A 15507-nucleotide genomic window follows, 5' to 3' on the forward strand; every position below is an offset into this window, starting at 1 on the left:
TGTACCAACTCAGGGATTGTGTGATGATGAGTTTTGTCTGGCTTCTTTTTGTCATTTTCCTGCAATAAGCCAAAAATATTGCGAAAGACCTCGAAAATCTGAAATCACAGATTCCTAAATTGGATAAATATCTATAAAAATATTATCCCAAACCAGCTGGTAAACGATAAGGATTACGGTTATGCGTCAATATCAACTGAGGCAATGGACAGCAAGGAGAAAGCGCTTCATCACATTAATGGTTGCTACACTGTTTGCGTTTTTTGCGCTATGTACCCTATCTGGATGTGATCAATCCCAGGACAATGAAAATACGGGAAAATCAGAGAAACCGACAATTTCAACGGCACAAAGAACAACTGATACTGCAAAACGGGAACTTCAATCACCTGTACCTCAATTACAGCAACAACGTTATGCGGGTAAAGAAGTTACTATCTTAGATGCCTCAGAGTTGCAGTTGGATGGTGCCAGTGCAATGGTTGTGACGTTTTCTATTCCTTTACAGGTTGACCAGAATTTTTCTCAGAAAGTTCACTTGGTTGATGTGAAATCTGGAAAATTGGAGGGTGCCTGGGAACTGTCTGATAACCAGACGGAATTAAGGCTCCGTCATTTACCGCCTGATCGTGAGTTACAGTTAACTGTTGATGAAGGTTTAAAAGGCATTAATGGGCGTCAACTGGTAAGTCCCTATGAGAAAAAATTCCAGACTGCTCCCATTAAACCTACCGTTGGTTTTGCCAGCAAAGGGGTTCTTCTACCGAGTAAGACAGCAGAAGGTTTACCTGTTTTGGCACTCAATGTTGATCAGGTTGATGTCAACTTTTTCCGCATCAAAGAGACATCATTACCTGAATTCATCGCCGATTGGCAATACCGCAGTAGTATGGAATATTGGGATTCTGAAAATTTCCTGAAGCGTGCTGATTTAGTTTATACCGGGCGTTTTGACCTGAATCCGGCACCTAATACTCGTGAAAAACTATTATTGCCACTGAATGATATTAAAGTATTGCAAAAAAGTGGTGTTTATCTGGCTGTCATGCAGCAGGCCGGAAAATATACCTATAGTAATCCTGGTATGTTATTTACGCTGAGTGATATTGGCGTCTCAATGCACAGCTATCTGAATCGGATAGATGTTTTTGTACAATCATTGGAACAAGGCTCCAGCCTGGAAGGTGTTGAAATTCGTTTGCTGGATGCGGGGGGACAACTTCTGTCAAAAAACACGACAGACAATAATGGTCACACCACGCTGGAAAAAAATGCCAAGGCAAAATTATTGTTGGCGATCCAGGGCAATCAAACCAGTATTATCGATTTGTCATATCCTGCGTTGGATCTCTCTGAGTTTGATATCGGCGGCACACAAGGGTATAGCAAGCAGTTTTTTGTGTTTGGCCCAAGGGATCTTTATCGTCCTGGAGAAACGCTGATTGTGAATGGCTTGCTGCGAGATGCTGATGGCCGTTTGTTGAAGCCCCAACCTGTAAAAGTTGATGTATTGAAAGCGGATAATCAGGTTGTGCGCAGTTTTGTCTGGCAACCTGAAAATGGACTTTATCAGTATCGTTACCCGATCCCAAAAACCGCCGAAACAGGCATGTGGTCATTGCGTTTTGATTTAGGTGACAACACTCCGCGTTATTACAAATTTAATGTGGAAGATTTTATGCCCGAACGTATGGCATTGGAAATTAAGGGAAATAATGGCAATAGACCAGTATTGAAAGATAAAAGTGTTAATTTTGCCATAACTGGTCGTTACCTATATGGAGCACCAGCAGTTGAGAATCGGCTGCAAGGCCAATTGTTTATGCGTCCAGCTCGTGATGCGGTGGCGAAATTATCGGGATATGAGTTTGGCTCCTCGAAAGAAGAGGGATTGAACAGAACTCTGGATGAGTTCGACTTGACGTTAAATAGTGAAGGAAAAACGGTCATTTCTGTCGGTGATGATAATTGGAAATATATAACATCTCCGGTAAAAATTATCGTACAGGCCAGCTTGCTAGAATCTGGCGGACGTCCGGTGACACGTCGTGCTGAGCAAGCCGTTTGGCCAGCTGACAAGCTGGTTGGCATACGTCCGCTCTTCAATAAAAAATCTATTTATAATTACAGTACAGGCCGTGATGAAAATCGCTATAACGTTGATGAAAACTCACTGGCAGAGTTTGGCATCGTTTATGCGGATGCGGATGGTAAGAAATATGCCACAAATGATTTGAGAGCTCGCCTGATATATGAACGTCGGGATTATTACTGGCGTTGGTCAGACAGTAACGGTTGGGATTCGGGATATGACCAGAAAGATTTGGTGATGGCAGATGAGTCTGTCCAACTTGCGGAAAATGGTACAGCAAAAGTCAGTTTCCCGGTTGAATGGGGTTCTTACCGCATTGAAATAGTGGATCAGAAAAATCAGCTTGTAACCAGCCTGAACTTCTGGGCAGGTTATTCATGGCAGGATAATACGGATGGAACAGGTGCAATCCGTCCGGATCAAGTCAAACTCTCATTGGACAAACCCGCGTATAAACCAGGCGATAAAGTAAAACTGCATATGCTTGCACCACAGGCGGGTAAGGGCTACTTACTGCTGGAATCCAGTGATGGTCCGTTGTGGTGGCAGGAAATTGATGTTCCGGCAAAAGGTCTGGATATTGATATACCCATTAATTCATCGTGGGCTCGCCATGATTTGTATCTGACTGCGGTTGTTATACGGCCGGGAGATAAAAATCGTCAGGCAACATCGAAACGGGCAATTGGTGTATTGCATCTGCCGTTGATGGACGAAGGGCGTAAGCTGAATCTGACACTGAGTGCGCCAGATAAGATACGCCCGAATCAAGATCTTAAAATCAAAATCAAGGCAACACTTCAGAAGGGCAAAGACCAGCCAGTAAGTAAGGAATTGCCAAAGCAAGTTTATGTTCTGCTTTCTGCTGCTGATTCAGGTGTACTCAGTATTACTAACTTCAAGACTCCAGATCCTTATGAAGCATTCTTCGGGCGTAAACGTTATAGCGTTGATCAGTATGATGTTTATGGTCATTTAATTGAAACTGAAGGACGTAAAGCAAATTTACGCTTTGGTGGCGATGGTGATGAAAATACGCTCGAAAGGGGAGGCAAAAAACCACTGACAGAAGTCAATATCATTGCCGAACAAGTTAAACCAATTACCTTGAATGCTAATGGAGAAGGTGAAATTACCTTACCTATTCCTGATTTTAATGGTGAACTCCGGTTGATGGCACAAGCATGGAGTGATAACGAATTCGGATACAGTGAGCGTAAAGTTACAGTCGCTGCCCCGGTTGTTAGCCAGATGTCATTACCTCGTTTCATGGCAGGTGGCGATCAATCTCAGTTAGCATTGGATCTCACCAACTTAACTGAACAACCGCAAGTACTGACGCTCAATTTCACTACAAGCGGATTGATAAAGTTAGAGAATCCAGTAAGTAGAAAAATTATTTTGGAAACAGGAAAACGAACCACTATTCAAATTCCGGTCAAAGCAGATCATGGGTTTGGACAAGGGGAAATTTTCCTGACAATTGATGGATTGAATGTACCCAACGAAAAACTGCAACAGTATACAAGTAGCTGGAAAATTGCGGTTCGTCCGGCACATCCGGCTGCAACCATACAGTTTGATGATATTATCCGACAAGGCGAAGAGTGGCGGTTACCACAAGACACTATCGCTGATTTGATACCAGAAACACTGGAGGGGCAGCTCTTACTGACCAGCAGGCCACCACTGCAAATTGCACGTTATATTCGCGAATTATATGCTTACCCATATGGCTGTTTGGAGCAGACGATTAGTGGGCTTTACCCATCACTCTATTCCAATGAAGCTGAACTGAAAAAATTGGGTATCAATACACAAAGTGACGAAAAGCGGCGAGCAGCCATTGATACCGGTATTACCCACTTGCTGAGTATGCAGCGTCATGATGGCAGCTTTTCGTTATGGGATAGTAATGGCGAGGAAAAGTTCTGGCTGACGGCTTATGCGGCAGATTTCTTATTCCGTGCCAATCAGCAAGGTTACAGTATCCCGGCTGATGCCCTGAAGACTGCCAATAACCGACTTCTGCGTTACTTACAGGATAAAAATATTATCAACGATCGTTACAGCAGTGCACGCAGTAAAACACAATTTTCTGTACAGGCATATGCGGGTTTGGTCTTGGCAAGCCAGCAAAAAGCTCCATTAAGTGGTTTAAGACAACTCTATGAACAACGAGGGCAGGCTGGTAATGGTTTGTCTCTGGTACAGTTGGGGATCGCGCTGAAAATGATGGGAGATAATACTCGTGGTAATGAGGCGATTCGTTCAGGTGTGAATAAATCCCGTCAATCCGGTTATAGTCTGCATGATTATGGTAGCACAATCCGTGACAACGCCTTGATTGTTGCTCTATTGACTGAAAACAAGATAATGTTAAACGAGCGTGATGAAAAACTACTCGGTTTATCTAATGAGTTATCCGCGCATCGTTATTTCTCTACACAGGAAAGCAATGCCATCTATCTGGCTGGGCGCTATTTTATTGATGCTGACGAGCCGTCCTGGAATGCGGTCATTAGTCAGCAAATACCACCGATTAACCGTGATAGCGCATTAAATAATGCATTGACTGCGAAGCAGATCCTGAAAGGTATTGAAATCAGTAATCGTGGTGAGAGTACATTGTATTCACGTCTGAGTGTGGTGGGTTATCCATTGCATGTACCAAAACCTTATTCAAACATTCTGAATATTAAGCGTACCTATCTTGATTTGAATGGTGAAAATTATTATCCGGATCGTCTGAAAAGTGGTGAAATGATGGTCGTGAAATTGGAAATCAGTGCGACAGAACCTGTATCGGATGCGCTGGTTGTCGATTTATTGCCTGCCGGATTGGAAATTGAGAATCAAAATCTGGCGCATAGCAGTGCCAGCCTGAGTGAAAGCACTACTGCTCTGCAAAAGGCTATTAACGATATGCAGATGGCGAATATTCGTCATATCGAGTACCGCGATGATCGTTTTGTTGCTGCTGTCTCCGTTGAGCCTTATCGACCAGTCACCTTGCTCTATTTAGCCCGCGCAGTTGCACCGGGGGTTTATCAGGTGCCAGCACCACAAGTTGAATCTATGTATGTACCGGTTTGGCGAGCAGTAGGTGAAACGGAGGAAAGGTTGGAGGTTGTGCATTAATCACAAACCGGCCCTTATTTCCGATGAAATCCATAGGGTATATACCCTATGGATTTCAGTGGTTTTTTTGTAGCCAACAAAGAGGCAACCCGAAAGATGAAGGATATAAAGGCTGAATTTTATGGATACAGTTTTAATGAAAAGTTTCTTCCGCCGCATTTATCTGATCCCTCTGACAATTTTACTGATTCTGCCTCTTTCTCTATGGCTGGCTGATAAAATTTGGCCACTGCCATTAAAAAACGTCAAAATGGCACGTGTTGTCATCGGAGCAGATGGTTCACCACTATGGCGTTTTGCTGATAGTGAAGGAGTCTGGCGTTATCCCGTTACCTTGTCGCAAGTTTCTCCTGAATATATTCAGGCTCTGTTAGCCTATGAAGATCGTTGGTTTTACAAGCATCCCGGCATTAATCCCATCTCATTATTGCGGGCGGCCTGGCAGGATATACGTGCCGAAAAGATTGTATCAGGAGGCAGTACTATCTCAATGCAGGTTGCCCGTTTGATAGATCCCCATCCACGTACTGTTGCAGGGAAATTAAAACAGATTTGGCGCACCCTGCAATTAGAGTGGCATTATTCCAAAGATGAAATTTTGCAGATGTATTTAAACAGAGCACCATTTGGTGGCACATTGCAAGGCGTTGGAGCAGCAAGTTGGGCATATCTGGGAAAGCCCCCATCAAATCTTTCATCTGGTGAAGCGGCATTACTGGCGGTATTGCCACAAGCACCGAGTCGTTTAAGGCCGGATCGCTATCCGGAACGGGCTCAGGCTGCCCGTGATAAGGTATTGCAGCGATTGAAACGATATGGTGTTTGGTCAGCAGAAAAAGTAGCAGATATAGCAGAGGAAAATCTATGGCTTGCTCCCCGTCAGGTTCCTCAGCTTGCTCCATTGCTGGCAAGGAGAATGGTACAGGAAACTCAACAGGAAGTGATACAAACCACTATTGACACAGGATTGCAGCGTCAGTTGGAAGATTTGGTGCTCAACTGGAAATATCAACTGGCGGAAAAAACGTCTGTTGGCGTACTGGTGGTTGATCATACTGATATGACAGTCAAGGCTTACATTGGTTCGGTGGATTTTCAGGATAACAGTCGTTTCGGCCATGTCGATATGGTCAGTGCATGGCGTTCTCCGGGGTCTACACTAAAGCCTTTTTTGTATGCAATGGCTCTGGATGATGGATTAATTCACGCTGAATCTCTTTTGCAAGATGTTCCCCGCCGTTTTGATGATTATCGGCCGGGAAACTTCGATAGTGGGTTTAATGGGCCGGTTAGTGCCAGCGAAGCACTGGTACGTTCATTGAATTTACCCGCGGTACAGCTTCTTGAAGCGTATGGGGCTAAAAGGTTTACTGCTAATTTGCGCAATGTAGGTATGGTATTGCGTTTTCCATTGAGCAGTGAACCAAATCTGGCACTGATACTTGGTGGGACATCAGTTCGTATGGATCAACTGGTTTCTGTTTATAGTGCTTTTGCCCGTCAGGGGAAAGTCTCTCCGTTGCGCTTTACCCTACAGCAGAAGATCCGGGACAGACAACTGATTACGGCAGGTGCCGCCTGGATTGTCAGAAGGATTATGGCGGGAGAAAGTCGCCCATTGCCGGATAGCGTGTTGCCTGCTGAAGTACCATTAGCATGGAAAACAGGCACCAGTTATGGTTGTCGCGATGCGTGGGCCATTGGCCTGAATGCTCGTTACACCATAGGTGTTTGGGTGGGAAGACCGGATGGAACGCCAGTGGTAGGGCAATTTGGCTATGCTACAGCAATACCTATCATGAACCAGATTAATGGATTACTCATGAGAAATTTGTATTATGGTTCTCAGTATATTCCTGTTGATCCGAGGCCGGAAAGTGTCAGTCAGGCAGTTATCTGTTGGCCAGGTGGTACTGTACTTAAGAGAGACGATAATAATTGCCGCCAGCGCCATTTGAGTTGGGTTTTGGATAATACGCTCCCACCAACATTGCTGGCGGCGGAGCAGGAATCTATTTCAGGTATCAATGAACGGATATGGGAAGATAAAAATGGGCTGCGGGTTGCTTCTGATTGTCCTGATGCCAGACCTGAAACAATAGCTTTGTGGCCGATTGCATTGGAAGCATGGTTACCGGAAAAAGAGCGGCGTTTAAATCGGTTGCCGGCAATTAACCCTCAATGTCCTCCGATGAAAATAGATGAGGCACCATTATTGATTGTAGGTATCCGTGAGGGCGATATTCTAAAGCGTATTCCGGGGGAAAAGACGCTGGATTTGCGAATAGCAACACAAGGTGGTAGCGGGCAACAATGGTGGTTTTTGAATGGTGAGCAAGTTGCCGTGACTGAAAATAACCAGCAGTGGGTTAAGGTCTTATCTCATCCGGGGAAATATCAACTTAGTGTTTTAGATTTGAGTGGACAAATCAGTGTAATTAATTTTGTGGTGCAGTGATTAGGTAATGGCTTGTGATATTGAATAAATATTCTAATATAAACATGATGTTAATAGTGATTTTGGTTTTCAAATAATTTTACTGTTGTTTTGCTTCTATTGTTCTGCATTGAAAATATTGGAATTTAAAGACGGTTAGTCAATAAGTTTCAATCTGTTTATAGATGTTATGTCAAGTTCTCCAGTGAGGAAATAAAGATGAAAGTATTTTTATATGCTGTACTGTTGGGGTTATTTTATGCTCCGCTCTCTTTGGCTGATACACCAGCCAAAGAGGTTGGTAATAAAATAGCAAATAAAGAATCAGTGAAGCCCGGTGCATTGAAAAAATGTACATATTTATTGCCCGAAGGGCATAAATATACCTTTAGCATTATTGTTACATCTGATAAGACAACAAAAGACAGTAATGAGCAGTTTAAAGGGAAATTTGAAGTTTCTGATGAAACTAAGAAACCATTGGATGAGCAAAGACAAGAGCAGCTCAAGCCTTTTATTCAATGCGTGAAAGATACCGTTTTGTAATTGAGTACTGAAAACAGGCTTATCTCACATTGTCTTAAACTGAGTTATACAGTGAAAATGTGATTTGTGCTAAAAAATTATAATTTTCGCTAAGAAGATTTTAATAATATGTTGTGTTTCTTGTAGGCAAGCAGGAAGTCTCCTCCTATAATCAACGCCTATTTTTATTCCTGTCAGGAAAACAGGATAAATCTTGTCCTTCTGCCTTGTCAGAGGGAATTAAAATGAGTCATCGCTGAAAGTGCCAAAGAGGTTATCCAATGACGATTGAACGTACTTTTTCCATTATTAAGCCTAATGCTGTGAAGAAAGATGTTATCGGTTCCATCTATGCCCGTTTTGAAAGTGCTGGTTTTAAAATCATCGCGGCTAAAATGTTGCATTTAACACGTGAACAAGCAGAAGGTTTTTATGCTGAGCACAAAGGCCGCCCTTTCTTTGACGGCCTGATAGAATTTATGACATCTGGCCCAATTATGGTGCAGGTTCTGGAAGGTGAAAATGCAGTTCAGCGTCATCGTGATCTGATGGGGGCAACTAACCCGGACAATGCTCTGGCAGGTACTCTGCGTGCAGATTATGCAGATAGCTTTACTGAAAATGCTGTTCACGGTTCAGACTCTATTGAATCTGCAAGCCGTGAAATTGCTTATTTCTTCAGTGATGATGAAGTTTTTCCTCGCTACTGATACCACTGAATCTACCCAATAGATATCAAGTTACAGGAAAGGGGGCAATGAATGCCGCCAATCCTAAATACAGCTTGAAAAGGGATACTTTCAGTTACTCGTAGCATCTGTACAGTAAAGTTTGTACAATACCGCGCCCCGCTGATTTGATTTAGCGGGGCGTTTACTATTTTATACTTATATATGAAATGTATATCTTATATATCAATTTACGCTGAATACATCTTTCTGGATACATTCCCGGAATATATTCTTTAAAACAGTGTCTATTGAACTGGCAGTCACCGCATGAAAACTTAGTGCTGAAATAAAATCAGCACAGAGCCGAAAGTGTAACAACGAGGCGATGTAACAATGTCCCAACTTAACGCAACCGTACAATCTTCAACTTCCGCCACATCTTTCACACCAGATAAAACTTTTACACGAGATAAGACAAGCGGCAAAATTAATTTGCTTGACCTCAATCGTAAACAGATGCGTCAGTTTTTTGTTGAAATGGGGGAAAAACCTTTTCGTGCCGATCAGGTCATGAAATGGATTTACCACTATTGCTATGACGATTTTGAGCAAATGACAGACATCAACAAAGTGCTCAGAGCAAAACTACAACAAGTTGCTGAAATCAGTGCACCTGAAGTTGCGGAAGAACAGCGCTCTTCGGATGGTACTATTAAATGGGCGATTACTGTTGGTGATCAACAGGTTGAAACGGTTTATATCCCAGAAGATGATCGCGCAACACTGTGTGTCTCATCTCAGGTAGGGTGCGCTTTGGAATGTAAATTTTGCTCCACTGCGCAGCAGGGATTTAACCGTAACCTGCGGGTTTCTGAAATCATTGGTCAAGTTTGGCGTGCTGCTAAAATTATTGGTTCGCTGAAATCCAGTGGCCGTCGTCCAATCACCAATGTGGTTATGATGGGAATGGGGGAACCGCTGCTCAACTTAAACAATGTTGTGCCAGCTATGGAAATCATGATGGATGATTTTGGTTTTGGTCTGTCAAAACGTCGTGTAACTCTATCAACATCCGGTGTAGTACCTGCATTGGACAAATTGGGTGATATGATTGACGTTGCATTGGCAATTTCTCTCCATGCACCGACTGACGATATTCGTGACGAAATTGTCCCGATTAACCGCAAGTACAATATTGAAGAGTTTTTGGCAGGTGTCCGTCGTTATTTGACGAAATCCAATGCTAACCAGGGTCGGGTGACGGTGGAGTATGTGATGCTTGACCATGTCAATGACAGCGTGGAACAAGCACACCAATTGGCAGAATGCCTGAAAGATACACCAAGCAAGATCAATTTAATTCCATGGAACCCGTTTCCTGGTGCGCCTTATGGACGTAGTTCCAACAGCCGAATTGACCGTTTTGCGAAGGTTTTGATGGGATATGGTTTTACCACCATTGTGCGTAAAACAAGGGGAGATGATATTGACGCTGCCTGTGGACAGCTTGCTGGTGATGTCATTGATAGAACAAAGCGGACGTTGAAAAAACGTCTGGCAGGTGAACCTATTCAGGTAAAAACAGTCTAATTTTCTGTTTAATATTGGTAAATAGCTAAAAATTTGGCGAAGTTAGACATAGTTTGGCATATTCTGATAAATGAAAATAGTATGATACGGAAATCAATAATTTGGTCTATAGTTTGTTGTAGCTTGATGGCTGGCTGTGTGGCGCATCCTCAACGCCGTGCCCATCAAGTTGTTGCAGTAGATACTCGGTTACAGCTAGGGAAGGCGTATTTGGCAGAACGGAATTTACCGGCTGCCAAATTTCATTTTGAAAAAATTCTGCTGGTGGAACCTCGCCATCCAGAAGCGCATCTGGGGATGGCACTGCATGAACAATATGCAGGCCAGCCTGAATCAGCTGACCGGTATTATAGAATGGCAATGCAGTACGCGACGGGAAATGATACTGTAGTACGCCATTATTCCGTTTTTCTCTGTGAACAAAAGCGGTACGAAGAAGCTAAAAAGTTGTCCACGAAAAATAACACAAACTTATGTTATTGCAGTCAATGTTGATTGCAATAATACAGATTTTAATCAGTAGGTTGTGACAAATAATTTTCTGTGTTCGACGCAGTATGAAATGATTTCGCTACACAAATTAAGTTGGATGTTATATCAATTTAATTTGTGTAAATACTTTAAACCTGAACAGTACCAGTGTCCTTAGATAATGAAGACTGAAACTTACCCAGAAGAAGCCAATCTGACAGCAGGTCAGATCTTGCGTCAGGCTCGTGAAAAACTTGAGCTTTCTCAGCAAACTGTGGCAGATCGCTTGTGTCTTAAAGTGTCCACTGTTCGTGATATCGAAGAAGATAATGTCCCTGCCAATATCGTACCGACATTCTTCCGCGGTTATATTCGTGCCTATGCAAAACTTGTCCAAGTACCTGAATCTGAGCTTTTAACCAAGCTGGATGCACAAATGCCGAATAAGGCAGTAAAAACTTCTCCGATGCAGAGCTTTTCTGCCCAAAAAATACGTAAAAAGCGTGATGGCTGGCTGATGAAGGTAACATGGTTTGTGATAATCATATTATTGGGAATGACCGGCCTGTGGTGGTGGCAGAATTATAAGGCACAACAAAAAGAACTGGCTTCCATGACAGAGCAAACTGAGGCACAGCTACAAGCTGGTAATGCATTATCCAGTGCAAACTCTGCGCCCGCCAGTGCGCCGTCTTCAACAGGAAAAAATACGCTTGTACCATCAAATGATGCCGCTACCAACAGCAATGTTCCATCATCTTCCAGCGCTTCTGCGCCTGTAGCAACTGAGTCTAAAATTGTTCCATTACCGGGTAATCAACCCGCTGTGAATAATGTCTCCGGTAATACTGTGTCTGATAGCATTACTTCCGGTAACACTGTTGCCACGAACAATGTTGCTTCTACAAAGCAAAGTATTTCTACAAACCAAGATATAGAGCATGCAGTATCAGCAACGGGCACAGCATCAAATTCTGTTGCTAGTTCTCCATCGACAGATATGAGTCGGATCAGTGCAGTGAACAGCAATGAACTGGTCATTAACTTTACTGGTGAATGTTGGTTAGATATCAAAGATGCCAAAGGAAAGAAACTGTTTAGCGGCACCAAAAATAGGGGCGATAGCCTAAAATTGTCAGGTACTTTACCTTACTCGCTACATATAGGTGCACCAGCTCAGGTTAATATAGAGTTTCAAGGGAACCACGTGGATCTTGATGAGTTTATTAAGAAAGGTTCCGCTGCCAGACTGACATTGCCATAAACTGACTCGCGGTTTGGGCGAATGTTGAACTGGGGTTCAGGTTCGCCTGCGTGTATTATTGAGCACAGCATGTTGTAATTTTTATAAGCAAAATACAGGGATGTAGGGGAGTAATGTAAAAATGCATAATGAATCACCGATAAAAAGACGTAAATCCACACGTATCTATGTTGGTAGTGTACCCATCGGGGATAATGCACCCATTGCGGTGCAGTCAATGACTAACACACGAACAACCGATATTGAAGCGACAGTCAATCAGATCAAATCGCTGGAGCGTGTAGGTGTTGATATTGTCCGTGTTTCGGTTCCAACCATGGATGCGGCGGAATCCTTCAAATCCATCAAACAGAAAGTCAATGTTCCGCTGGTTGCCGATATCCATTTTGATTACCGTATTGCTTTGAAAGTTGCGGAATATGGTGTTGACTGTCTGCGTATCAATCCCGGTAATATTGGTAACGAGGAACGTATTCGTCAGGTTGTGGATTGTGCCCGTCACAATAATATACCTATTCGTATTGGGGTGAATGGCGGCTCTTTAGAAAAAGATTTACAGGAAAAATATGGAGAGCCAACACCAGAAGCTTTGGTTGAATCCGCTATGCGCCATGTCGATATTCTTGACCGTCTTAACTTTGATCAGTTCAAAGTCAGTGTTAAGGCATCTGATGTGTTTCTGGCAGTAGGGGCTTACCGTTTACTGGCGCGAAAAATCGATCAACCTCTGCATTTGGGTATTACAGAAGCCGGCGGGGCTCGTGCAGGTGCGGTGAAATCTTCAATTGGTCTGGGTATTCTGTTATCCGAAGGGATTGGTGATACCTTGCGCATCTCCCTGGCTGCTGATCCGGTGGAAGAAGTTAAAGTCGGCTTTGATATACTGAAAGCATTACGCATTCGTTCAAGAGGCATCAACTTTATTGCCTGTCCGACCTGTTCTCGTCAGGAATTCGATGTTATCGGTACAGTGAATGCGCTTGAACAACGTCTTGAGGATTTGATCACACCAATGGATGTTTCCATCATTGGTTGTGTTGTAAATGGCCCCGGAGAAGCTGAAGTCTCAACATTGGGTGTGACTGGCGCAAAAACAAAAAGCGGTTTTTATGAAGATGGTGTTCGCCAAAAAGAGCGTCTCGATAATAATAATTTGATTGACCAGCTTGAAGCGAAAATCCGAGCCAAGGCAACTATTCTTGATGCCAATAACCGGATTAGTATTAATCAGCTTGATAAATAAGATACTGATACCGACTCATGTTATCAGAGTCGGTATTGTTTTGTTTGCTGATTGACCTTCGCGAATTGTTTTTCGCGAACTAACCATCATGAATTGAACCTTGCAAATATTCGCTTTTATAATCGACTCTATTGTATGTAGAAATATTAATAAGAGATAAAACATGGCAAAAAATATTCCGGCAATTCGTGGTATGAACGATTGCCTTCCTGCTGAAACAGCCATCTGGCAACGTGTTGAGTCTACTGTGAAACGTGTGTTGGCTGGTTATGGTTTCAGTGAAATTAGAACACCGATTGTAGAGCAGACCCCGTTATTCAAACGCGCAATTGGGGAAGTTACTGATGTTGTCGAAAAAGAGATGTACACATTCGATGACCGTAATGGAGAAAGTTTGACTTTGCGCCCGGAAAATACCGCAGGCTGTGTGCGTGCCGGTATTCAGCATGGTCTGCTGTACAATCAGGAACAACGTTTATGGTACATTGGCCCGATGTTCCGCTATGAGCGTCCACAAAAAGGTCGTTATCGTCAATTTCATCAATTAGGTGCAGAAGTGTTTGGTCTGCAAGGGCCGGATATTGACGCCGAAATGATCCTGATGACTGCACGTTGGTGGCGTGAATTGGGTATTGCCGAGCATGTGACACTCGAATTGAACTCGATTGGCTCTTTGGAAGCGCGTGCAAACTATCGTGAAGCACTGGTCGCATTCCTTGAGCAGCATAAAGAGAAACTGGACGAAGATTGCCTGCGCCGCATGTACACAAATCCATTGCGTGTGCTGGATTCTAAAAATCCTGACATTCAGGCTCTTCTTAATGACGCACCTGCCCTGTTTGATTACCTTGATGCAGAGTCAAAAGAGCACTTTGATGGCCTGTGCCAAATTCTGGATGCTGTGGGTATTCAATATCGTATCAACCAGCGTTTAGTCCGTGGTCTTGACTATTACAACCGCACGGTCTTCGAATGGGTGACTTCTGCATTGGGCGCGCAAGGCACTGTTTGTGCGGGAGGGCGCTACGATGGATTGGTTGAACAACTGGGCGGAAAAGCAACACCAGCAGTAGGTTTTGCAATGGGGATGGAGCGAATGATCCTGTTGGTTCAGGAAGTGAATCCTGAATTTGTTGCAGATCTCGCTATTGCAGATGTTTATCTCTCTTCCTTTGGTGAGGGTAGCCAACAGGCAGCATTGATTCTGGCGGAGAAAATCCGTAATGAATTGCCTGAATTACGCCTGATGACCAATCATGGTGGTGGTAACTTCAAGAAGCAGTTGGGACGTGCAGGTAAGCATGGTGCCAAAATTGCTTTACTCCTCGGAGAAGATGAAATTAGTACAGGTAATGTCACCGTGAAAGATTTACGTAATGGTGAGCAACAAACATTGCCACAACAAGCGATCGCAGTACGTTTGAGCGAACTGTTAGGCTAAGGAGAGACTCTGTGGAAGCCTATACCACTGAAACTGAACAAGTTGATGCAATAAAGCGTTTTTTTGTCAACAACGGTAAGTACATTGCTGTTGGCTTAGTATTGGGGATTGGGGCAATTGTTGGTTGGCGTTACTGGCAATCTCATCAAACAAACCAGCTACAGGATACCGCGGTACAATTCGAACAACTGAACAAATCACTGGCATCGGGTTCGAAAGAAAGCATTACTGCCGTAGAGAAATTCGCTAATGAAACGAATAACATCTACGGTGTGATGACGGATATGGAATTAGCAAAACACGCTGCTGATAAAAATGATTTGGCACAGGCAGAAAAATATTTGCTGGTGGCTTCAGGTAAAGCGAAAGATCAGAATATGGTGGACTTGTCCAATATTCGTCTGGCCCGGGTTCAGTTAGCAGAAGATAAAACTGATGCTGCATTGAAAACACTGGAGCAAGTTAAAAGTAAGGGATGGCAGTTAGTAGCTGAGGATATCCGTGGTGATATTCTGGCGAAGAAAGGGAACATTAAAGGTGCGCGTGAGGCATACTCCAATGGGCTAAACGCCCAGGGTTCTCAGGCTTTGAAATCAATGATTCAAATTAAACTAGATAACTTATCCAACTAA

The 15507-nt window shown here is 43.4% G+C and carries 10 protein-coding genes; all 10 read left to right on the forward strand.

Translation table 11 applies throughout. The features are described from left to right. Positions 1-181 precede the first annotated feature (181 nt). The 10 genes from BDD26_RS11505 to BDD26_RS11550 all read left to right on the forward strand — a co-directional run bounded on the left by BDD26_RS11505 (position 182) and on the right by BDD26_RS11550 (position 15507). Positions 182-5233 (forward strand): alpha-2-macroglobulin family protein, encoded by a 5052-nt coding sequence (locus BDD26_RS11505; RefSeq protein ID WP_115826596.1) that lies wholly within the window; start codon positions 182-184, stop codon positions 5231-5233. A gap of 136 nt (positions 5234-5369) precedes the next feature. Further along, complete coding sequence (gene pbpC, locus BDD26_RS11510) at positions 5370-7691, forward strand: peptidoglycan glycosyltransferase PbpC (protein ID WP_115827546.1); 2322 nt, start codon at positions 5370-5372, stop codon at positions 7689-7691. A gap of 198 nt (positions 7692-7889) precedes the next feature. Next, positions 7890-8216 (forward strand): hypothetical protein, encoded by a 327-nt coding sequence (locus BDD26_RS20175; protein ID WP_232217528.1) that lies wholly within the window; start codon positions 7890-7892, stop codon positions 8214-8216. 260 nt (positions 8217-8476) lie between these two features. Then, on the forward strand, positions 8477-8905 hold the full coding sequence (gene ndk / locus BDD26_RS11520; RefSeq protein WP_115826597.1) for a nucleoside-diphosphate kinase: 429 nt from the start codon (positions 8477-8479) through the stop codon (positions 8903-8905). A gap of 354 nt (positions 8906-9259) precedes the next feature. Further along, a complete protein-coding gene (rlmN, locus tag BDD26_RS11525) occupies positions 9260-10456 on the forward strand; it encodes a dual-specificity RNA methyltransferase RlmN (protein WP_038267886.1) in 1197 nt (398 codons plus the stop codon). 138 nt (positions 10457-10594) lie between these two features. Then, positions 10595-10951: a tetratricopeptide repeat protein gene (locus BDD26_RS11530; RefSeq protein WP_232217529.1), complete on the forward strand. Its 357-nt coding sequence runs from the start codon at positions 10595-10597 to the stop codon at positions 10949-10951. A gap of 157 nt (positions 10952-11108) precedes the next feature. Next, entirely contained in the window at positions 11109-12191 is a 1083-nt protein-coding gene (rodZ, locus tag BDD26_RS11535; protein ID WP_115826598.1) for a cytoskeleton protein RodZ, read from the forward strand. A gap of 121 nt (positions 12192-12312) precedes the next feature. Then, a complete protein-coding gene (gene ispG / locus BDD26_RS11540; protein ID WP_038267899.1) occupies positions 12313-13434 on the forward strand; it encodes a flavodoxin-dependent (E)-4-hydroxy-3-methylbut-2-enyl-diphosphate synthase in 1122 nt (373 codons plus the stop codon). A 163-nt stretch (positions 13435-13597) separates the two neighbouring features. After that, positions 13598-14875 (forward strand): histidine--tRNA ligase, encoded by a 1278-nt coding sequence (gene hisS / locus BDD26_RS11545; RefSeq protein WP_115826599.1) that lies wholly within the window; start codon positions 13598-13600, stop codon positions 14873-14875. 11 nt (positions 14876-14886) lie between these two features. Then, positions 14887-15507, forward strand: a complete 621-nt coding sequence (locus tag BDD26_RS11550; protein WP_115826600.1) for a YfgM family protein — start codon at positions 14887-14889, stop codon at positions 15505-15507.

It is taken from the genome of Xenorhabdus cabanillasii (assembly GCF_003386665.1).
Taxonomy (GTDB): domain Bacteria; phylum Pseudomonadota; class Gammaproteobacteria; order Enterobacterales; family Enterobacteriaceae; genus Xenorhabdus; species Xenorhabdus cabanillasii.